A 19,429-nucleotide genomic window follows, 5' to 3' on the forward strand; every position below is an offset into this window, starting at 1 on the left:
ATCAGAACAACGACAACTGTTCGCAGGAGGAGGCAATCTTTTCGCGCAGGCCGGCCTTGTCGGTCAGCGCACCAGGCGACCAGCCTTCGGCGATGATGAACGGCCTGAGCTTGGCGATCGACTGGCAGATCCATCCGACGTCCTCGAGCCGCATGCGCCGGTGCCGACGCGTCTCCAAAATCTTCGCCACCACCTTGGTGCCGAGGCCCGGCACCCGCAGCAGCGCTTCGCGGTCGGCGCGATTGATGTCGATGGGAAACTGCCCCCGGTTGCGCAGTGCCCAGCCCAGCTTCGGGTCGATGGCGAGATCGAGCATGCCGTCGCTGCTGCCGGCGAGGATTTCCGGTTGCGAAAAGCCGTAAAACCGCATCAGCCAGTCGGCCTGATAAAGCCGGTGCTCACGCATCAGAGGCGGCTTCTGCAGGGGCAGCGACGACGACGAATCCGGAATCGGACTGAAGGCCGAGTAATAGACCCGCCGCAGATGGTAGCTGCCATAGAGCCGGGCGCTCGTGTGCAATATGCCGTCGTCGGATGTCTTGTCGGCGCCGATGATCATCTGCGTCGACTGGCCGCCCGGCGCAAAGCGTTCGCGCTTTTTGGTCTTCAAAGTCGGCTCGGCCTTCTCCTCCATCTTCTGGCGCAGCCTGGCCATGGAAAGCCGGATTGTCTCCGGCTTCTTCTCGGGCGCCAGCCGCTTCACACCCTCGTCGGTCGGCAGTTCGACATTGATCGACAGCCGGTCGGCATAGAGACCGGCCTGCTCGACCAGTTCGGCCGAGCTTTCCGGGATGGTCTTCAAATGGATGTAACCGGAGAATTTCTCCTCCAGGCGCAGCCGGCGCGCCACCTCGACCATCTCCCCCATGGTCTCGTCCGGCGAGCGAACGACACCCGAGGACAGGAACAGGCCTTCTATGTAGTTGCGCCGGTAGAAATCCATGGTCAGCTTCACCACCTCGTCGATGCCAAAGCGGGCTCGCCGCACGTTGGAAGACGAACGGTTGATGCAGTAGCTGCAATCATAGATGCAGAAATTGGTCAGCAGGATTTTCAGCAGCGAAATGCAGCGGCCGTCCGGCGCGTAGGAATGGCAGATGCCCATGCCCTCGGTGGAGCCGATGCCGCCTGATTCCAGCGAGTCCTTTTTCGCCGCACCTGATGAGGCGCAGGACGCATCGTATTTGGCGGCATCGGAGAGGACAGCCAGTTTTTCACGGACGGTGAGTGCGCTCATCCGTTCATGATATGTTCTTATCCGCCCTTATGCCACCTCATTTGATGGAAACGGCGAAAAAGTGATCGCCCGCCCGGCCCTCAGACTTCGTGCAGATAGAGGTGGTAATCCAGTTCGCTGACCGTGCGTGCCACGCGCAGGTATTCGGACTGTTTGATCGCCACGAAGGTCCGGTGCAGGTCCTCGCCGAGCGCGTTCTTCAGGAAGCTGGACGCCCGGGCCGATTCGATCGCGGCGCGCCAGTCGACAGGCATGGTTGTGCGCGTGACCGCTGCCTCATAGCCGTTGCCGGTCGTTTCGGGCCCCGGATCGAGCCCTTCATCCATGCCCTTGATGATGCCGGCGAGCACGGTTGCGGCGATCAGATAGGGGTTGGCGTCGACGCCCGACGGCCGGTGCTCGATGCGCCGGTTCTTGGCGTCGCCGGCCGGCACACGCAGCGCCACCGATCGGTTGTTGACGCCCCATGTCGGCGCCACCGGCGCATAGGATTGCGAGACGAAGCGCCGCCAGGAATTGGCGTGCGGCGCAAACACCAGCATCGATTCCGCCATGGTCTGGATGAGGCCGCCGAGCCCTTGCAGCAGCGGCAGCGACCAGCTCTCGCCGCCGGCTTCGGCAAAGACGTTTCGGCCGGCTCTGTCCTGCAGCGAAACATGGAAATGCATGCCCGAGCCGGCGTATTTCTCGATCGGCTTGGCCATGAAGCAGGCGGTGACGCCGTGGCGGCGCGCCTGCGCCCGCACCAGCCGCTTCAGCATGACCAGGTCGTCGGCCGCCCGCATCACATCCTTGCGGTAGTTCAGCGTCAATTCGTACTGGCCGGGCGCATATTCGGAAATGACCGTCTCGGCCGGAATGCCTTGCGCCTTGGCTGCGGCATAGATGTCGGAAAACAGCGGCTCCATGCCGTGCAGATGGTCGACGGAATAGACTTCCGTCTTGCCCGAGACGCGGCCGTCGAGCACGGCGCGCGCCGGCTGCACCTTGCCGTCGGCATCGCGCTCATTGGCCAGCAGGAAGAATTCAAGTTCGAAGGCTCCGGCCGGATAGAGGCCCTTGGCCGCCAGGATGTCGACTTGCCGAGCCAACGCCAGCCGCGGATCCGACGACATCGGCCGGCCGTCGAGCATGTACATCGCCATCAGCAGCTGGCCACGCGGCGGGCTCGTGCCGTAGAGCGGCACCAGCGTACCGGGGATCGGCCATGCCCTGAGATCGCCGTCGCCGGTCGTCCAAATCAACCCGGTCTCGTGCACATCCTCGCCGGTGATGTCGAGGCCCAGGATCGAGATCGGCATATGGCGGCCGCCCTCGAAGATGCTTTTCAGCTCGTGCCGACGCACGATCTTGCCGCGGCCGACGCCATTGGCGTCGGTCAGCACGATATCGAAGGCTTCGATCTCGGGATGGGCGTCGAGAAAGGCTTGCGCCTCGGCGGATGTCGAGCCCGAAGGTGAGGTCATTATGGCATTGGGATGGTCCATCGCCGCTTGTCTCATGCCCCAAGCTTTGCCGCAACCGCGCCGAAGGCGGTGATCAGCCGGTTGACCTGGGTCGCAGTGGTCGCCGGCGAGATCAGCATCATGTTGTGGAAGGGTGCGATCAGCACGCCGCGATTGACCAGCGCGACATGGATCGCGGCCTCCAGTTCCGGCGCATGCGCCACTTCCGCCTCGGCGCCATTGCGCAGCGGACCGGGCGCGCAGATGAACTCGACGCGGGCGCCGACACGGGAAACATGCCAGGGCAGGCGATAGCGATCGATCACGCCGGTCAACCCGGCATCGAGCCGCCGCGCCAGGTGATCCATGCGGTCATAATTTTCCGGCGTCATTACCTCTTCAAGCGCGGCGCGCATCGCTGCGAACTGCAGCGGGTTGGCCGAGAGCGTCGTGCCCATGCCGGAATAGCCCGGCTCCTTGGTCCTGTTGTAGTCCGCGTAGCGCGAGGCGACGTCGTCGCTCATGCCCCAGACACTGGCCGGCACGCCGCCGGCGATCGGCTTGCCCAGGACGAAGAAGTCCGGGTCGAGACCATATTTCCTCGTGTAGCCGCCGGGGCCGGTCGAGATCGTGTGCGTCTCGTCGATCAGAAGCAGTGTGCCGGCTTGGCGTGTCAGTTTGCGCAGGGCGTCATGGTAGCCCGGATCGGCAAGCACCATGCAGGAGTTGGTCAGCACCGGTTCGGCGATGACGCAGGCGACGTCCTTATCCCCAAGCGCAGCTTCGAGTGCTGAGATATCGTTGAACTCGATGACCTTGGCCGTACGCGTCAGGTCGCGGAACTCGCCCGCCAATCCCGGCCGGTTGACGGGCTTGCCGTCGATCAGCCGCACCATCGTCTCGTCGACCGAGCCATGGTAGCAGCCGTTGAAGACAAGGATCTTCTCCCGGCCGGTGACGGCGCGGGCGACGCGCAATGCAAAACGGTTTGCGTCGGTTGCCGTCGTCGCGATCTGCCAGAATGGCAGGCCGAAGCGCTGCTGCAGCAGCGGCCCGATGGCCAGCGCATCTTCCGAAGGCAGCATATAGGTCAGGCCACGTCCGGCCTGGCGGCGGATGGCGCGCGCCACCGGCGGCGGCGAATGGCCGAACATCGAGCCGGTGTCGCCAAGGCAGAAGTCGTCGAGCTTGTTTCCGTCGATGTCGGTGATCGTGGCGCCCTTGGCGCTGTCGACCAGGATCGGGAACGGCGTCGGCCAGTCGTTCATCCAGTGCATCGGCACGCCGCCGAAGAAGCCGGGCAGGCCGTTGCCGACCTTTGCCTGAGATTGCGGCCGCGCCTTGCGGAAGGTTGCCCCCTCGGTCTCGCGCAGATCGGCAATGCGGTCGCGGCCGATGCCGCCGATGGACGTCTTGGACATATCGCTGTGCATGAAAACCCCTCTGGTCGATTCCTCTTAGCCAATCCGTGTCTGCATCCGCAATTGGCCGCGCATCTGTCCTGCGTTGGCTCAGCCTTTGGCGGCGGCGCTTGACCGTGCTGCCGAAGTCGGCGCCAATATGAGCGGGAATTGAGGGGGGAGGGGTAATGAGGACAGTCATCTGTGTGGCGATGCACCTGTCGTCGGCGAGCGCGGCCTTCGCCTCGGGCGGCATCTGGTGCTCCACCGACGACACGGCGGCGACATTCGAGGTCGAGGCCGGCGTCACCAGAGGCATGGGCGGGCCGACCTTCAACTTTCGCGGCAACCTCGAAATTCTGAGCCGGCCTGCCAGCGACAGCCTGCGCAAGACTGTGTTCGAGGATTCCAACCTGACGCAGTACTGGCTCGACGGCAAGGAATTGCGGCTGAACATCTATCGTGAGCACGAGGCCGCGCAAAAGATCAACTCGGTCGAACTGACGATCCTGACCAGGACCAGCGACGAAGGCGTCTACGACGGGAGCTATACGCTCTCCATCTACGACGCCGCGGCGGATACGGACCAGGACGGCAAACCGGTTGAAATCAGCGGCAAAGTGTCGTGCGGAGCGGAGTGAGCGGGGTCAGGCCGTGATGTCGATGACGCCGCAGTCGCCTGCCGCGCTGCCAAAGGCGACGCGGCGTTCTTCTTTGTCCCACATCATCGAGGTGATGGCGCCCTTGCCCGGCCGCCGCAACAGCACTTCCTTGGCGTCGGCAAAACGCACCGCCATCACCATGCCGTCATCATAGCCGACGGCGACGACATCCTGGCTCGGGTGACAGGCGACAGCCGTCACCATGGCGTTGCCGCGCGTGCCGAGTTCCAGCGGTGCCTTGCCCATCGGCCCGTCCTTGCCGGAAAACGGCCAGACGATCGCCGCCGGCGCGCCGGAACTCGCCAGCCACTTGCCCTTCACGCTCCACGACAGGCTTTTGACCTTGCCGGGATAGCCGGTCATGCGCATGTGCTTGCCGTCGGCGAGCTTCCAGCCGTGCAATGCGTTTTCTTGCATGGTGGTGACGAGGAAGGCGCCATCCGGCGAGAAGGTGATGCCGGTATGGGCGCCGGCCCATTCGAGTTCCACCGGCTTGCCCTCGGCGGCCGGGAAATGCAGCGTCGCGCCATTGTAGCGGGCGACGCCGAAGCGCATGCCCTTGGGCGAGAAGGCCAGCCCCTCCACCGAACGCGGATGGACGAATTCCCTGGTCTTGCCGTCGGCGAAGCGCACGAAGGCAGTCTTACCCGAGGCATAGGCGATGGCGCCTTGCGGCCCGGCGGCAACGCTGGTGATCCACTTCCTGGCCGCGCTTGCCAATTCCGTGGCCTCGCCGCCCGTTTTCACGGCAAACACCTTGCCGTCCTCGCCGCCGGTGATCAGCCGGTCATTGGCCGCATCATGGAAGGCGGCGAGCAGCCCGTCATTGGCCTGAACCGTCTTGTGGCCATGGTCGAGCCGATGGATGGCACCGTCGGCCATCGCGAAATGCGGCACGTCGCCGAGAAAGACGGCGGCGATGCAATGGCCTTCGAGGTCTAGGGGGGCGACTGTGGGCATCAGGGAACCATTCCAATGAAGTTTGTTGCCATCCCCGGGAAGTCGCCAGCGCGGCCGGGTGTGGCGCCAACCTTCTCCCCTTGTGGGAGAAGGTGGATCGGCGCGCAGCGCCAGACGGTTGAGGGGTGTTGGACGGATCGCCGTCGGTGCCCAGCTGGAGCACCCCTCATCCGACCGAGCTTCGCACGGCCACCTTCTCCCACAAGGGGAGAAGGACAGAAGGGGCAGCGCTAGCGTTATAAGGCTTGGAAATCAAGCCGCCTGGCAGACGTCAAAACTCTTCTTCAGCCGCTCGGCGTCGAGTTCCCTGCCGATGAACACCAGCCGGCTCTCGTGCTTTTCGCCGTCTTTCCAGGCGCGCTGGTGGTCGCCTTCGATGATCATGTGCACGCCCTGGATGACATAGCGCTCGTCGTCGCCCTTGAGCGCGATGATGCCTTTCAGCCGCAGGATGTTGGGGCCTTCCATCTGGGTGATCTTCTCGATCCAGGGGAAGAATTTCTTCGGATCCATCTCGCCGCCGCGCAGCGACACCGATTGCACCGTCACGTCATGAATGTCCGAAGCATGCGCGTGATGGTGGTGGTCGTGCCCGTCATGATCATGGTGGTGGTGATCGTGGCCGTCGTGGTCATGATGATCGTGATCGTCATGCGCCTCGAGGAAGTGCGGATCGTTTTCCAGTGCCCGGGACAGATCGAAAGCGCCGCGGTCGAGTACTTCGGTCAGGTCGACGCCGGCGCGGGTGGTACGATGGATCTTTGCCGCCGGATTGATGGCGCGGATCGTTGCCTCGACCTTGGCGAGTTCTTCTGACGTGACGAGGTCGGTCTTGTTGAGCACGACGACGTCGGCGAAGGCGATCTGGTCCTCGGCTTCCCTGGAATCCTTGAGCCGCAACGGCAGGTGCTTGGCGTCGACCAGCGCCACCACCGCGTCAAGCCTGGTCTTGGAGCGCACATCGTCGTCCATGAAGAAGGTCTGCGCCACCGGCACCGGATCGGCGAGCCCGGTGGTCTCGACGACGATGGCGTCGAAGCGGCCGGGGCGGCGCATCAGGCCCTCGACGACACGGATCAGGTCGCCGCGCACCGTGCAGCAGACACAACCATTGTTCATCTCGTAGATTTCCTCGTCGGATTCCACGATCAGATCGTTGTCGATGCCGATTTCACCGAACTCGTTGACGATGACGGCGTAGCGCTTGCCGTGGTTTTCCGACAGGATGCGGTTGAGCAGCGTCGTCTTGCCGGCGCCGAGATAGCCGGTGAGAACGGTTACGGGGATTTGCGTCTGTGCGTCGCTCATGGCTTGCCTCGAAAGTGCTGGGCCGCGAAAGATCCGGCCCTCAAAAGGGATTGTCGGTTCCATATAGGATGTGTGCCGGGCTTTTGCACGGGGCAAACCGATGGGCCAAACCGGCTTGCTACAATACCGGATTTTGACTGGCGAAAGCCGCTGTGATTGCCTAGCTCGGGATGCGGAAGGTCAATTTGAGAGGCAAGATATGTCCGGCAAGCCATCCTCCTTCTCATTGAGCCGGCGCCAGGCGCTCGGGTTGATCGCGGTCACCGCCGGAGGTGGTGCCTTCCTGCCGGCCTCGGCAATGGCCGCTCAATCTTCGGCTGCCCAGGCTTCACCCTATGCCGGACTGGCCTTGTTCGAAAACGGCGCCGGTGTCTGCACCATTACGCCTGAAGTGACCGAGGGACCGTTCTATTTCGACCCGAAACTCGAACGTGCCGATGTCACCGAAGGCAAGAAAGGTATTGCCCTTGACGTCCGGCTGCAGGTTGTCGACGTGGACTGCCGCCCACTTGCCGGCGCCCGCGTCGATATCTGGCATTGCGACGCGCAGGGCGCCTATTCCGGCTATCCCGGACAGGGTGACGGCCGCGACGTCGACACGTCGGGCCAGACCTTCCTGCGTGGTTGGCAGAAAACCGATGCAAGCGGCATCGTTTCCTTCGCCACGATCTATCCCGGCTGGTATCGCGGCCGCACCACCCATATCCATTTCAAGGTCTTCCCTGACGACAGGTCGGTGATGACCGGCCAGTTGTTTTTCCCCGACAGCCTCAGCGAGCAGATCTTCACCTCTGTCGCGCCCTACAATGACCGGCCCGGCAAGCGCGACACTTCAAATGCCGATGACGGCATCGCCAGGCGGGCCGGATCGCAATCGCAGGCTGCGCTGCGCGAGTTGGAGGATGCCTATCAGGCGCTGATGATCGTGGCGGTGAAGTCCGGCTGAGCGGCGGTCACTCCACCACCACCACCCTGCTCGCGACGAAAACTCCGGCTGGGAATTCGTTTGTCATCTAACTGAAATAAACATCTGGCATTAGCCACGGCGGACACCACAATGCTTGCCGGCAAAGCTGTTTGAAGCACCGGAATCTTTTTGATCGTCGATTGCCAACCGGCCGGCTGCCTCTATGCTGCCCGCACCGGTACGGCCGAAGAGGGAAGACCATGGCCAAGGCGGACAAGACTGCGACAATGAGCCGGCTGCATTCCGCGGCAAGGCTGGCAAGGACGGCGCTGGCTGCCCGGCTTCTGGCGCACGGCTTCTATGCCGGCCAGGACCAGATCATGCTGGCGCTCGACCGTGAGGACGGCCAGACGCCGGGCAATCTTGCCGGACGTCTCGGCGTGCGCCCGCCGACGATCACCAAGACCATCAACCGGCTGCAGGCCCAGGGTTTCCTGGAGAAGCGCGCTTCTGAAGCCGATGCCCGCCAGGCCCACATCTTCCTCACTGATACAGGCCGCGACATCATCCACGCCATCGAGAAATCGGTGAAGAAGACCGAAAAGCAGGCGCTGAAGGGCCTCGACAAGAAGGACCAGAAGTCGCTGTTCAAACTGCTTGCCCGCATCGAGGCCAACCTCTCGAACGAGGAATTGGTGCTCATCGACGACGACGCCGAGTCGGACGACTGACCGGCGGATTGTCGCGGCAGGCGATCAAGCCGCCGCGGCAGAGCCCTGGATCAGCGATGACCAGCGTCCCGGTGTCATGCCGAACGCCTTCTTGAACTGCCTGATGAAATGGCTCTGGTCGCTGAAGCCGGCTTCGACCGCGATCTGCGCCAACGGTTCGCCGGCGGCGATCATCCGCCGCGCACGCTGAAGCCGGCGCATCACCAGGAAGCGATGCGGACTGGTCGAAAACGCCGCGCGGAAATGCCGTGACAGGGCATAGCGGTCGAGCCCGGTTATCGCTTCCAGTTCGCCGGAGCGCACCGGCCGGGTCAGGTTTTCCGTGAGATAGTCGCGCGCCAGTGCAGCCGCCCGCCACGCCGTCCGTGTCATCGGCTTTGCCGGCTGGCCGCCATGCCGGGTCAGGCTTTGCATCAGTTGGACCAGGAAGTCGTCGACGAACAGGTCGTCGAGTTCCTGCTCCAGCGGCCCCAGCGCCGAAAGCAGCGTTGCGCAAAAGGCGGCGTCCGTCACCACGCCATCCCTCACAAAAGGCAGCGAAGCGCCGCCGAGGCAGTCGAGCATCAGCGACGGCTCCAAATAGAGCATTCGGTAGCGCAGGCCCTCCTCGGTGCCGGCGCCGCCGTCATGCAGTTCGTCGGGGTGTAGCACGATGATCTGGCCTGGAAGGCTGTGACGCGCAGCACCAAGATAGCGAAACGTCTGCACACCGTGCAGCGTGACCCCGATCGCATAGGTGTCGTGGCGATGCAGGTCGAACGCGCTGCCATGGAAGCGTGCCTCGATCCGCTCCATGCCTGCGGGATCGGGACCGGAGATAATACGGTTTTCCGCCGCATCGATGCACAAACGTCCAAGACCCTCGAAGGCCTGGCTGTCTAGATCGTGCGACATCGTCTCCGTAAGCCTCGCATTGGGGCACAAACCGAATGGCCAATGTCTCATGTTCGATACGAAATTTGCAATCGTGCTCAGGGAAGATCTGTCGGTCTGGCAGAAACTCAACGTCACCGCCTTCCTGACCAGCGGCATCGTCGCCCAGTTTCCCGACATCATCGGCGAACCCTATCGCGACCGCGCCGGCAATCTCTACAACCCGCTGTCGATCCAGCCGGTCATCGTGCTGTCGACCGATCAGGCGACGCTCGCCGCGATCCACCGGCGCACACTGGAGCGCGGCGTGACCACCTCGCTCTATGTCGAGGAGATGTTTTCGACCGGCTTTGACGCGGCCAACCGGGCCGTCTTCGCCGAATTTGCGCCTGAAGACGTCAAGGCGGTCGGGATCGCGCTTCGCGCCGACAAGAAGCTGGTCGATAAGATCACCAAGGGCGCCCGTATGCACCCGTAGCTTCAGAGGCATCGACTAAGCCTGCCGCCGACACTTGTTGTGCCAGCCGGCTTTGGCGTGGCGACAGCCGACAATTGGCTTGCCGGGAGCCGGCAATTCCCGCAAAGGTGGGTCCAGCCCAGCTCCCATCCGGCCTGCAAGTGAGTGCTCCCCAAAGACATGTAGAAAGCGCGACGCCCCCGGTGGCGATCCTGTGCATGCTTTCCACTTACGTCTGCTTCACCTTCCTCGACACATCAAGCAAATACCTCGTCCTCGCCGGCATTTCCGTGCTGGTCGTTGCCTGGGTGCGCTTTGCCGTGCATGTCATCCTGGTCGGCACCCTGTTGCGCGGCTGGCGCCAACCCATGCGGTTTCGCCCGGTCAACCTGCCTGCGCATATCCTGCGCGGGGCTTTCCTGTTCGGATCGACCATATTCAATGTCCTGGCGCTCAAATCCCTGCAACTGGCCGAGACAACCTCGATCTATTTCTTTGGGCCGATGGTGATCACGGCGCTGGCCGGTCCGCTGCTTGGCGAGTGGGCGGGCTGGCGGCGCTGGCTGGCCATCCTGGCGGCCTTTGCCGGCGTCCTCATCATCACCCGACCGGGCGTCGGCGTGTTCGGCATCGGACATCTCTTCGCGCTCGGCTCGATGCTGTCGAACTGCTTCTACGTCATCATGACGCGCCGCATGTCGGCGACCGAGACATCGGAGAGCCTCATCCTGTTTTCGGCGCTGGCGCCGGCGCTGCTGCTGTTGCCCCTGCTGCCGTTTTCGTTTTCCTTGCCGCATGACGGCTGGCACTGGTTCGTGCTGCTGATGCTCGGCGTGTTCGGCGGCGTCGGTCACTGGCTGCTCGTCCAGGCCTACCGGCTGGCGACGACCACGGCTTTGGCGCCCTATCCCTATTCGCAGATGGTGTGGATGATCATTTCCGGATGGATCGTCTTCAAGCAGTTTCCCGACCGCTGGACGCTGGTCGGCGCCGCCATCATCGTCGCCAGCGGCCTCTACATCGTCCATCGCGAGCATAGGCTTCGGCTGCGGAGCCGCGCGGCCTCGGACGTCGAGGCCGAGGCGTTGGCAAAAAAACTTTGATTTGCCCCCGATCGGTGGCATAACGCCGCCTTTAAACAGTTTAGGTCTGGAAAGTCAGGTCCGGGGAGCACACGTCGCTGGCACAAAAAATCAAGCTTTCGACGATCGCGGATGCGCTCGGCGTGTCCACGGCCACGGTCTCGCTGGCGCTGCGCGACAGCCCTCTTGTTGCCGGGACCACCCGTGACCGCATCAAGGAACATGCCCGCGCCATCGGCTATATCTACAACCGACGCGCCGCCAGCCTGCGCACCTCGCGTTCCGGCATTGTCGGCGTCGTCGTGCACGACATCATGAACCCGTTCTTCGCCGAGATCCTGCGCTCGATCGAAAGCGAGCTCGACCGCAGCCGGCAAACCTTCATCCTGTCCAACCACTATGATCAGCTCGAAAAGCAGCGCACTTTCATCGATACGCTTTTGCAACTCGGCGCCGACGGCGTCATCATGTCGCCGGCGATAGGCACGCCGGCTTCCGACATCGTGATGGCCGAGGAGAACGGCCTGCCGGCTGTGCTGATCGCGCGCACCGTCGAGGGTGCCGACGTGCCGGTCTTTCGCGGCGACGACTCTTATGGAACAGGCCTCGCCACCAACCACCTGATCTCGCTCGGCCACAAGCGCATCGCCATGATCGGCGGCACCGACCAGACCTCGACCGGCCGTGACCGCTACCAAGGCTATATCAACGCGATGGAGGCGGCCGGGCTGGAAGTCAGGCCGTCCTGGCGCATCGCCGGGCCGCGCACCAAGCAGGCCGGCTTCGAGGCCGCCGGACAGTTCCTGGCGCTGAAGGACAGGCCGACGGCAGCCTGCTGCTGGAACGACCTCGTCGCCATCGGCCTGATGAACGGCATTGCCCGCGCCGGCCTGGTGCCGGGCGTCGACATCTCGGTCACCGGCTATGACGACCTCGAAGAGGCGGCGATCGCGACGCCGGCGCTGACCACCGTCTGGAACGGCCAGCGCGAGGTTGGCCGCCGCGCCGCCAGCGCGCTGCTCGACAAGCTCAACGGGCAGACGGTGCGACCCTCGCAGGAATTGATCAAGCCGGAACTGCATGTGCGTCAGTCGACCGGCAAGCCGGTGGAGCGTGCATGACCAAGGCCGAACAGTTGCAGACCGTCGCCATCCTGGTGCCGGGCGATTTCAACGACCACGCGGTCGACCGCATCAACCGCACGTTCAGGCGTGTCAGAATTGAACGCGCCGATCCGGCGCTCGTCACCGACGAGATGCGCAGTGATGTGCGCGGCATCGCTTCGTTCGCCGGCATCAACGCGGCGATGATGGATGCATTGCCCAACCTCGAACTCATCGCTTCCTTCGGCGTCGGCTATGATTCGGTCGATGTCGGTCATGCGGCGGCGAAAAACATCATGGTCACCAACACGCCCGACGTGTTGACCGAGGAGGTCGCCGACACCACGATCGGGCTGTTGATCAACACCATCCGCGACCTGCCGCGCGCCGAGACCTGGCTGCGCGACGGCAGCTGGGTGCGCAAGGGCAACTATCCGCTGAGCCGGCTGACCTTGCGCGGGCGCAGTGTGGGTATTTTCGGCATGGGCCGCATCGGGCAGGCCATTGCCCGGCGTCTGGAAGCCTTTGGCTTGCCGGTCGCCTACCACAACCGGCGCCGTGTCGAAGGTCTTTCCTACCACTATCATGCGACCCTGAAAGGGCTTGCCGAAGCCGTGGATACGCTGATTTCGGTCGCGCCGGGGGGCGCCTCGACGGAGAAGGCGGTCAATGCCGAGATACTGTCGGCGCTTGGCGCCAACGGCGTCTTCGTGAACATCGGCCGTGGCAGCACGGTCGATGAGGCAGCGCTTGCGGCAGCCCTTGCCAACGGCACCATCGCCGCTGCCGGCCTCGACGTCTTTGCCGACGAACCGAACGTGCCCAAGGCGCTGCTCGACGCGCCCAACACCTCGCTGCTGCCGCATGTCGGCTCGGCCTCGGACCATACACGCCGCGCCATGGCGGATCTGTGCGTCGACAATCTGGTGTCCTGGTTCACCGAGCGCCGGCCGCTGACGCCGGTGCCCGAGACGGCGCATGTGAAGGCTAGAAACTGATCGGTGGCTGCCACATTTATTAACGTCAGCTTAACCCTTTGGAATCATTGTTCAACCTGTCCGTGTACGTGGATGAAGAATGATGAAAGCACTTTCCGCATTGATCGCTGCCGCAGCGCTGTTTGGTGGCATTCAGCTGTTTCATGGCGGCAGCCGGGAAAGCGTAGCCAACGAGGCCGCCCCGTCCAACAGCTACAGGCTGGTCGCCAATGGCGATGAAGCGGTCTGTGCAGTCAGCCGCGGGGCCGAAATTTCGGACGGTTTGTCGTTGCTCACCGTTGCTCCCAAATGCCGTCGGCTCTTGCCGGGCATAGAACAGGCGAAGTTCTGGCGCGAGCAAAACGATGGCACCGTTGCCTTCAGCGCCAATGGCACCGATCCAATCGTCACCTTCGCGGCTGCCGATGGCGACGGCTACGAATCCTATGCCCCGGCGCTGCCGCTGCTGTCGCTGGCGGCCACCCGTGATAAAAAATCCGGCGACTGATTATTCCGCTGCGGCCCGCGCGCCCGCCCTCGCTGCGGCGTGCAGCCGAACCGCATCGCCGAAGGCACGGAATATTTTCACCGAATTGCTGTCCGACTTGACCCAGTATTCCGGGTGCCATTGCACGCCGACGGCGAAGGCGCGGGCGTCCCGCACCGAAACCGCCTCGACCGTACCGTCGGTGGCGACGGCCTCGACCTGCAGCTTCGAGCCGAGCCGGTCGATCGCCTGGCGGTGCAACGAATTGACCTTGATGTCGCCGGCACCGAACACACCGGCCAGGCAACTGTCAGGTTTGATCGAAATGGTCTGGTGGATGGCGAAGCGTTCGTCCTGCTTGTCGCTCACCGGCGCGCGGTGATCGAGCGAGCCCTCGCGCTCCTGGATCTCGGTGCCGAGCGTGCCGCCCAACGCCACGTTCAGTTCCTGGATGCCGCGGCAGATGGCGAGCAGCGGCACGCCGCGTTCGATCGCCCGGCGGATCAGCGGCAGCGTCGTGGCGTCGCGCGCCGGATCATAGGGGCCATTGGCTTCACTGGCGTCGCCGCCATAAAGCGAGGGATGCACATTGGATTTTGAGCCGGTGACCATGACGCCGTCGACCGACGACAGGAGTTCGTCGAAATCGAGCCGGTCGCCGAACGATGGCACCAGCACCGGGAACACGCCGGCGCCGGCGATCGCCGCTTCCAGATATTGTTGTGGGGCGGCGTGCCAGGTGTAGTTGTCGAACTGACGGACGTCGGTCGATATGGCGACGAGCGGCTGATGCATTTTGGCTCTATGTTCCATCGGGGCAAGGGATACCTGCCTTCAAAATAGGCGATCCCACGTTATCTTTCCATGCCAAGTTTCGGCGTGTCGCATGGGCCACGAAACGGCCTGTTAGACTATAGTTGCAGTGCAGCCGGGCTTCGCCGTCAAATCGGGCCGGCCTGCTGGACTCGACTTCTTGCCTGTGTATTGTCTCGAACGAACCGACACGGAAACCGAGGATTTTCTGACGTCGGCCTGTTGATCCAAAAGGGAGGAACTTCATGGATCGTCGTTCATTCATTCGCAAGGCCGGTGTCACCGGCGTCGGTGCCGCGGCGGCGGCGGCCACGCTGGCGGCGCCTGCAATCGCCCAGTCCAATCCCAAGGTGACATGGCGGCTGGCGTCGTCCTTCCCGAAGTCGCTCGACACCATCTATGGCGGCGCCGAGGTGTTCTCGAAGATGCTGTCGGAAGCCACCGACGGCAATTTCCAGATCCAGGTTTTTGCTGCCGGTGAGCTGGTACCTGGCCTGCAGGCCGCCGACGCCACCACAGCCGGCACGGTCGAGGCCTGCCATACGGTGGCATATTATTACTGGGGCAAGGACCCGACATGGGCGCTCGGTGCGGCGGTTCCCTTTTCGCTCAACGCACGCGGCATGAATGCCTGGCATTACCATGGCGGCGGCATCGACCTGTTCAACGAGTTTCTGGCCACGCAGGGTCTTTTCGGCCTGCCGGGCGGCAACACCGGCGTGCAGATGGGTGGCTGGTTCCGAAAGGAAATCAACACGGTGGCCGACCTTTCCGGCCTCAAGATGCGAATCGGCGGTTTTGCCGGCAAGGTGGTGCAGAAACTCGGCGTCGTGCCGCAGCAGATCGCCGGCGGCGACATCTATCCGGCGTTGGAAAAAGGCACCATCGACGCGGCCGAATGGGTGGGCCCCTATGACGACGAGAAGCTCGGCTTCTACAAGGTGGCGCCCTATTATTACTATCCCGGCTGGTGGGAGGGCGGCCCGACCGTCCACCTGATGTTCAACAAGGCGAAGTACGAAGAACTTTCGCCGACGTACAAGTCGCTGCTGCACACTGCCGCGCAGGCGGCCGACGCCAACATGCTGCAGAAATACGATTATCTGAACCCTGCGGCGGTGAAGCGGCTGGTGGCCGGCGGCGCGAAACTGCGCCCGTTCAGCCAGGAGATCATGGCCGCCTGCTTCGAAAAGGCCAACGAGGTCTATACCGAAATGGAAGCTTCCAACGCCCCGTTCAAGAAGATCTGGGAATCGATCAAGGGCTTCCGCAAGGAGCATTATCTCTGGGCACAGGTGGCCGAATACAATTACGACACCTTCATGATGGTCCAGCAGCGCAACGGCAAGCTGTAGTCGTTTGTACTTCTGCTCAAAAGCTCTCTGGGCGGACCCCGCTCAGGGAGCTTTTCTGTATATGCCGGGAGGCGAAGCCGGCGGTTCAGCCGCGGCGCGGCACCACCAGAACCTTGACCTCGCCGGGCGCCGGCGGATTGGCGATCACCGCTGGCGCTTCTTCAAGCGACACCTGCCTGGAGATCAGCCTGTCGATCTCGACCGCACCGGAAGCGATGAGTTCGGCGGCGCGGCGATGGGTGTAGGGATTGAGGAAGGAACCGAGCACCTTCAGTTCCCGGAACAACAGGTCGAACGGCTCGAATTCCGCTTTCATGCCTTGCGGCGTCACGCCGACAATGACGACCGTGCCGCCGGCTCGGGCCAGGCGCATGGACTGCTCGACGGTCTCTCGCACGCCGGCGCATTCGAAGACGACGTCGACGCCACCTGGCGCCAGACCGGCCGGTCCGGCGATCGCATCGATGACATCGGTGGCTGTCGGATCGATCGTCGCTGTCGCGCCGAGGTCCTCGGCGAGGGCGCGCCGCGAAGCCTGCCTGGTCGACAGGATGATGGTCGTGGCTCCCGCCAGTCTTGCCAGCTGCACGGTGAGCAGGCCGATCACGCCGCCGCCAAGCACGACCACCGAGCTGCCCGGTTTGATACCGGCAAGGTCGACGCCGTGCAGGCAACAGCCGAGCGGCTCGCAGAAGGCACCGTGCAGGGGGTTCAGGCCTGCAGGCAGGACGAAAGCCTGCTTCTGCGGCAAGGCAAGATATTCGGCAAAGCCGCCGTCGCGATGAATGCCGATCGCGCACAGATTGCTGCAGAGATTGACTTGTCCCGCGTGACAGTGTGCGCAGCGCCCACAGGCTATGTTGGGGTCGCCGGTAACACGATCGCCGATGGCAAAACCCGAGACCGATGTTCCGATCGCCTCGACGATGCCGGAAAACTCATGGCCGGGCGTCACCGGTGGCGTGCAGGGAAATTCACCGTGAAACAGATGCCGGTCCGTGCCGCAGACGCCGCAGGCTTCGATGCGCACCAGTAGCTCATCCGCACCGATGTCAGGCATGTCGACGTCGCGCAGCGTGATGCCGCCCACTGCTTCCAGCCGCACCGCTTTCATGGTCTTGACCATGCCGGTTCAGTTGAAGCTTGGCGGTTGCGACAGGTCGGGCTGTGGCGCTGCCGGCTTTGCCGGTGTCGGATCGCCGAAACTGGGCGGTTGCGAAAGGTCAGGAGCGGCCGGCGCCGTGGCGCCACCAGCGGGCGCCGCTCCATCCGCCGGCGGCGTGCCCAGCGGCGACAGGCCGGGCACCTCCGGTACCTTGTAGTCGATGGTGCCCGGATCGACGGTCGTTCCCTTGTAGTGCATCACCATTTGCGGGAAGGCGATGGTCAGCCCGATCATGATCACCTGGATGCAGACAAAGGGCACCGCGCCCCAATAGATCTGGCCGGTCGTCACCGGCGCGATTTGTTTGCCGGTGAGACGATCGAGATAGGGCACGCGCGCGGCCACCGAACGCAGATAGAACAGCGCGAAGCCGAAGGGCGGGTGCATGAAGCTGGTCTGCATGTTGACGCCCAGGAGCACGCCGAACCAGATCAGGTCGATACCGAGCTTGTCGGCGGCGGGCGCCAGCAGCGGTACGATGATGAACGCCAGTTCGAAGAAATCGAGGAAGAAGGCGAGGAAGAAGACGAGCATGTTGACGCCGATCAGGAAGCCGACCTCGCCGCCCGGCAGCGACGTCAAAAGGTGCTCGACCCAGATGTGGCCGTTGACGCCGTAGAAGGTCAGCGAGAACACCCGTGCGCCGATCAGGATGAACAGCACGAAGGACGACAGCCTTGTCGTCGAGGCCAGTGCCTGCTTAACGACGTCAAGCGACAAGCGCCCCTTGGCCGCCGCCATGAACAAGGCGCCGACCGAGCCCATGGCGCCGCCTTCGGTCGGCGTGGCGATGCCCAGGAAGATGGTGCCCAGCACCAGGAAGATCAGCGCCAGTGGCGGGATCAGCACGATGATCACCTGCTGCGCGAGCCTGGACATCATGTTGAAGTTCAGGCGCTTGTCGGCAATGGCGACGATGTAGATGAACAGCACCCCGGCAGTCGCGCCAAGAATGTCGGCATTGTCGCCATGCGCCGGCGCCAGATAACGATATGCCGCGTAGGAAACCGCCGATGTGACCAGCAAAGCCACCAGCAGCGACATCACGCCATGGCCAAGTGTACGGGCCTCGAGCGGCAGCGCCGGCATCGAGTTCGGCCGGATGATCGACATGATCAGGATATAGGACATATAGAGGCCGGTGAGCACGAGGCCCGGGATCAACGCGCCCGCGTACATATCGCCGACCGAGCGGCCGAGCTGGTCGGCAAGCACGATCAGCACCAGCGACGGCGGGATGATCTGGGCAAGCGTGCCGGAGGCGGCAATGACACCGGATGCGAGCCGGCGGTCATAGCCATAGCGCAGCATGATCGGCAGCGAGATCAGGCCCATGGCGATGACGGAAGCCGCCACCACGCCGGTGGTCGCCGCCAAAAGCGCGCCGACGAAGATCACCGCATAGGCGAGGCCGCCGCGGATTGGCCCGAACAGTTGGCCGATCGTGTCGAGCAGGTCTTCGGCCATGCCCGATCGCTCGAGCACGATGCCCATGAAGGTGAAGAACGGGATGGCCAGCAGCGTGTCGTTCGACATCACCCGGCTGCCGTAGAAATTATCCGGCAATGCGTGCAGGAGCGGCCAGGCGAGGTTGATCGATCCTCCGGAATAGGGAGACAGCAGCACACCGATGAAGAAGAACATCAAGCCGTTGGCGGCCAAGGAAAAAGCGACGGGGTAGCCGATCAGCAGGAAGATGATCAGCGAAGCGAACATGATCGGCGCCATGTTCTGCGCGATGAACTCCATCACGAACGCACCTCGTCGGCCAGCGCCTTGGCTTCGAGTTCGGCCTGCTCATGCACCGATATGAAGGGATTGGGGTCGTCCATGTCTCCGCGCATGATGGCGATCTTCTTGATGATCTCGGAGATGCCCTGCAGCGCCAGCAGGAAAAACCCGACGAGCAGGATGGCCTTGGCGGGCCAGATGATCAGGCCGCCGGAATTGTTGGACATCTCGCCGCTGCGAAACGACAGCGACACATAAGGAACGAAATAGATCACCATCAGCGTCACGAACGGCATCAGAAAAAAGACATGCCCGAAAAGGTCGATCCAGTGCTGCGCGCGGCGTGGAAACAGGCCGTAGACGACGTCGATGCGGATATGTTCGTTCTGCTTCAGCGTATAGGCGGCGGCCAGCATGAAGGCGGCGCCGAACAGATACCATTGCAGCTCGAGCCAAGCGTTCGAGGATATGTCGAACACCTTGCGGATAATGGCGTTGGCGGCGCTCACCAGGATCGCCAGCAGGATCAGCCACGATATCCATTTGCCGATGAACTCGTTGGCGCGATCAATAGTCCTGGATAGAGCGAGAAGCCCTGCCATGCATTCCTCCCTTGTACCGGAGGCGTGCCGGCTTCCCCCTTTTTGTCCGTCACGCCACGTGGTCCAACGGTATGCCGCGCGTGGACTGACGGGTCAACAAGGATAGAGGCAGCGAATATCATCGCATCGCAGAC

Annotated in this window: 19 protein-coding genes; 9 read left to right on the top strand and 10 right to left on the bottom strand. The window is 63.3% G+C overall.

Features of this window, described 5'->3' with window-relative positions:
- Nucleotide 1 precedes the first annotated feature (1 nt).
- The 3 genes from A4R29_RS01690 to A4R29_RS01700 form a co-directional block, all read right to left on the bottom strand.
- Nucleotides 2–1,237, bottom strand: a complete 1,236-nt coding sequence (locus A4R29_RS01690; RefSeq protein WP_063171040.1) for a putative DNA modification/repair radical SAM protein — start codon at nucleotides 1,235–1,237, stop codon at nucleotides 2–4.
- A gap of 80 nt (nucleotides 1,238–1,317) precedes the next feature.
- Nucleotides 1,318–2,703 (bottom strand): glutamine synthetase family protein, encoded by a 1,386-nt coding sequence (locus A4R29_RS01695; protein ID WP_063173522.1) that lies wholly within the window; start codon nucleotides 2,701–2,703, stop codon nucleotides 1,318–1,320.
- Nucleotides 2,704–2,735: 32 nt separating this feature from the next.
- On the bottom strand, nucleotides 2,736–4,115 hold the full coding sequence (locus tag A4R29_RS01700) for an aspartate aminotransferase family protein (RefSeq protein WP_063171041.1): 1,380 nt from the start codon (nucleotides 4,113–4,115) through the stop codon (nucleotides 2,736–2,738).
- Nucleotides 4,116–4,270: 155 nt separating this feature from the next.
- Between A4R29_RS01700 and A4R29_RS01705 the strand changes: the two genes are divergently transcribed.
- The gene (locus A4R29_RS01705; protein ID WP_013528227.1) at nucleotides 4,271–4,723 is read left to right on the top strand and encodes a hypothetical protein; all 453 of its coding nucleotides are present in this window, start codon (nucleotides 4,271–4,273) and stop codon (nucleotides 4,721–4,723) included.
- A 6-nt stretch (nucleotides 4,724–4,729) separates the two neighbouring features.
- Here A4R29_RS01705 and A4R29_RS01710 read toward each other — a convergent pair whose 3' ends face one another.
- Together A4R29_RS01710 and A4R29_RS01715 are read right to left on the bottom strand one after the other, a co-directional pair.
- Nucleotides 4,730–5,704 (bottom strand): WD40 repeat domain-containing protein, encoded by a 975-nt coding sequence (locus A4R29_RS01710; RefSeq protein WP_027163812.1) that lies wholly within the window; start codon nucleotides 5,702–5,704, stop codon nucleotides 4,730–4,732.
- 252 nt (nucleotides 5,705–5,956) lie between these two features.
- Nucleotides 5,957–7,012, bottom strand: a complete 1,056-nt coding sequence (locus A4R29_RS01715; protein WP_063171042.1) for a CobW family GTP-binding protein — start codon at nucleotides 7,010–7,012, stop codon at nucleotides 5,957–5,959.
- A gap of 199 nt (nucleotides 7,013–7,211) precedes the next feature.
- Here A4R29_RS01715 and A4R29_RS01720 point away from each other — a divergent pair, with 199 nt between their 5' ends.
- Both A4R29_RS01720 and A4R29_RS01725 read left to right on the top strand, forming a co-directional pair.
- Entirely contained in the window at nucleotides 7,212–7,958 is a 747-nt protein-coding gene (locus A4R29_RS01720; protein WP_063169833.1) for an intradiol ring-cleavage dioxygenase, read from the top strand.
- A gap of 221 nt (nucleotides 7,959–8,179) precedes the next feature.
- Entirely contained in the window at nucleotides 8,180–8,650 is a 471-nt protein-coding gene (locus A4R29_RS01725; protein ID WP_013528223.1) for a MarR family winged helix-turn-helix transcriptional regulator, read from the top strand.
- A gap of 24 nt (nucleotides 8,651–8,674) precedes the next feature.
- Here the strand turns inward: A4R29_RS01725 and A4R29_RS01730 are convergent, their stop codons facing one another.
- Nucleotides 8,675–9,544, bottom strand: a complete 870-nt coding sequence (locus A4R29_RS01730; RefSeq protein ID WP_063171043.1) for an AraC family transcriptional regulator — start codon at nucleotides 9,542–9,544, stop codon at nucleotides 8,675–8,677.
- A 49-nt stretch (nucleotides 9,545–9,593) separates the two neighbouring features.
- On the opposite strand from A4R29_RS01730, the gene A4R29_RS01735 reads away from it, so the two are divergent.
- The 5 genes from A4R29_RS01735 to A4R29_RS01755 all read left to right on the top strand — a co-directional run bounded on the left by A4R29_RS01735 (nucleotide 9,594) and on the right by A4R29_RS01755 (nucleotide 13,650).
- Complete coding sequence (locus A4R29_RS01735) at nucleotides 9,594–10,001, top strand: DUF2000 family protein (RefSeq protein WP_063171044.1); 408 nt, start codon at nucleotides 9,594–9,596, stop codon at nucleotides 9,999–10,001.
- Between the two features lie 197 nt (nucleotides 10,002–10,198).
- Nucleotides 10,199–11,083, top strand: a complete 885-nt coding sequence (locus A4R29_RS01740; protein ID WP_063173523.1) for a DMT family transporter — start codon at nucleotides 10,199–10,201, stop codon at nucleotides 11,081–11,083.
- Between the two features lie 77 nt (nucleotides 11,084–11,160).
- Complete coding sequence (locus tag A4R29_RS01745; RefSeq protein WP_081714208.1) at nucleotides 11,161–12,183, top strand: LacI family DNA-binding transcriptional regulator; 1,023 nt, start codon at nucleotides 11,161–11,163, stop codon at nucleotides 12,181–12,183.
- Complete coding sequence (locus A4R29_RS01750; protein WP_013528218.1) at nucleotides 12,180–13,163, top strand: 2-hydroxyacid dehydrogenase; 984 nt, start codon at nucleotides 12,180–12,182, stop codon at nucleotides 13,161–13,163. The genes A4R29_RS01745 and A4R29_RS01750 overlap by 4 nt, the downstream gene beginning before the upstream one ends.
- 82 nt (nucleotides 13,164–13,245) lie before the next feature.
- On the top strand, nucleotides 13,246–13,650 hold the full coding sequence (locus A4R29_RS01755) for a hypothetical protein (protein WP_024501916.1): 405 nt from the start codon (nucleotides 13,246–13,248) through the stop codon (nucleotides 13,648–13,650).
- On the opposite strand, the gene A4R29_RS01760 is transcribed toward A4R29_RS01755, so the two are convergent.
- On the bottom strand, nucleotides 13,651–14,424 hold the full coding sequence (locus A4R29_RS01760; protein WP_063171045.1) for a gamma-glutamyl-gamma-aminobutyrate hydrolase family protein: 774 nt from the start codon (nucleotides 14,422–14,424) through the stop codon (nucleotides 13,651–13,653).
- A gap of 263 nt (nucleotides 14,425–14,687) precedes the next feature.
- Between A4R29_RS01760 and A4R29_RS01765 the strand changes: the two genes are divergently transcribed.
- Nucleotides 14,688–15,797, top strand: a complete 1,110-nt coding sequence (locus A4R29_RS01765; RefSeq protein ID WP_013528215.1) for a TRAP transporter substrate-binding protein — start codon at nucleotides 14,688–14,690, stop codon at nucleotides 15,795–15,797.
- Between the two features lie 85 nt (nucleotides 15,798–15,882).
- Here A4R29_RS01765 and A4R29_RS01770 read toward each other — a convergent pair whose 3' ends face one another.
- Genes A4R29_RS01770 through A4R29_RS01780 form a run of 3 tightly spaced genes read right to left on the bottom strand, consistent with a single transcriptional unit; the run spans nucleotide 15,883 to nucleotide 19,295 of the window.
- Entirely contained in the window at nucleotides 15,883–16,911 is a 1,029-nt protein-coding gene (locus tag A4R29_RS01770) for a zinc-dependent alcohol dehydrogenase family protein (protein WP_063170440.1), read from the bottom strand.
- Between the two features lie 18 nt (nucleotides 16,912–16,929).
- Nucleotides 16,930–18,711, bottom strand: a complete 1,782-nt coding sequence (locus A4R29_RS01775) for a TRAP transporter large permease (protein WP_013528213.1) — start codon at nucleotides 18,709–18,711, stop codon at nucleotides 16,930–16,932.
- The gene (locus A4R29_RS01780) at nucleotides 18,711–19,295 is read right to left on the bottom strand and encodes a TRAP transporter small permease subunit (RefSeq protein ID WP_063171046.1); all 585 of its coding nucleotides are present in this window, start codon (nucleotides 19,293–19,295) and stop codon (nucleotides 18,711–18,713) included. The genes A4R29_RS01775 and A4R29_RS01780 overlap by 1 nt, the downstream gene beginning before the upstream one ends.
- Nucleotides 19,296–19,429: the final 134 nt, after the last annotated feature.

The sequence above is a fragment of the Mesorhizobium ciceri biovar biserrulae genome (assembly GCF_001618845.1).
In the GTDB taxonomy this organism is placed as follows: Bacteria; Pseudomonadota; Alphaproteobacteria; order Rhizobiales; family Rhizobiaceae; genus Mesorhizobium; species Mesorhizobium ciceri.

Excerpts from the sequence above, each read along its gene's own strand:
- A4R29_RS01690 (WP_063171040.1), bottom strand. The coding sequence starts at position 1,237 with ATGAGCGCACTCACCGTCCGTGAAAAACTGGCTGTCCTCTCCGATGCC.
- A4R29_RS01695 (WP_063173522.1), bottom strand. The coding sequence starts at position 2,703 with ATGACCTCACCTTCGGGCTCGACATCCGCCGAGGCGCAAGCCTTTCTC.
- A4R29_RS01700 (WP_063171041.1), bottom strand. The coding sequence starts at position 4,115 with ATGCACAGCGATATGTCCAAGACGTCCATCGGCGGCATCGGCCGCGAC.
- A4R29_RS01705 (WP_013528227.1), top strand. The coding sequence starts at position 4,271 with ATGAGGACAGTCATCTGTGTGGCGATGCACCTGTCGTCGGCGAGCGCG.
- A4R29_RS01710 (WP_027163812.1), bottom strand. The coding sequence starts at position 5,704 with ATGCCCACAGTCGCCCCCCTAGACCTCGAAGGCCATTGCATCGCCGCC.
- A4R29_RS01715 (WP_063171042.1), bottom strand. The coding sequence starts at position 7,012 with ATGAGCGACGCACAGACGCAAATCCCCGTAACCGTTCTCACCGGCTAT.
- A4R29_RS01720 (WP_063169833.1), top strand. The coding sequence starts at position 7,212 with ATGTCCGGCAAGCCATCCTCCTTCTCATTGAGCCGGCGCCAGGCGCTC.
- A4R29_RS01725 (WP_013528223.1), top strand. The coding sequence starts at position 8,180 with ATGGCCAAGGCGGACAAGACTGCGACAATGAGCCGGCTGCATTCCGCG.
- A4R29_RS01730 (WP_063171043.1), bottom strand. The coding sequence starts at position 9,544 with ATGTCGCACGATCTAGACAGCCAGGCCTTCGAGGGTCTTGGACGTTTG.
- A4R29_RS01735 (WP_063171044.1), top strand. The coding sequence starts at position 9,594 with ATGTTCGATACGAAATTTGCAATCGTGCTCAGGGAAGATCTGTCGGTC.
- A4R29_RS01740 (WP_063173523.1), top strand. The coding sequence starts at position 10,199 with ATGCTTTCCACTTACGTCTGCTTCACCTTCCTCGACACATCAAGCAAA.
- A4R29_RS01750 (WP_013528218.1), top strand. The coding sequence starts at position 12,180 with ATGACCAAGGCCGAACAGTTGCAGACCGTCGCCATCCTGGTGCCGGGC.
- A4R29_RS01755 (WP_024501916.1), top strand. The coding sequence starts at position 13,246 with ATGAAAGCACTTTCCGCATTGATCGCTGCCGCAGCGCTGTTTGGTGGC.
- A4R29_RS01760 (WP_063171045.1), bottom strand. The coding sequence starts at position 14,424 with ATGCATCAGCCGCTCGTCGCCATATCGACCGACGTCCGTCAGTTCGAC.
- A4R29_RS01765 (WP_013528215.1), top strand. The coding sequence starts at position 14,688 with ATGGATCGTCGTTCATTCATTCGCAAGGCCGGTGTCACCGGCGTCGGT.
- A4R29_RS01770 (WP_063170440.1), bottom strand. The coding sequence starts at position 16,911 with ATGAAAGCGGTGCGGCTGGAAGCAGTGGGCGGCATCACGCTGCGCGAC.
- A4R29_RS01775 (WP_013528213.1), bottom strand. The coding sequence starts at position 18,711 with ATGGAGTTCATCGCGCAGAACATGGCGCCGATCATGTTCGCTTCGCTG.
- A4R29_RS01780 (WP_063171046.1), bottom strand. The coding sequence starts at position 19,295 with ATGGCAGGGCTTCTCGCTCTATCCAGGACTATTGATCGCGCCAACGAG.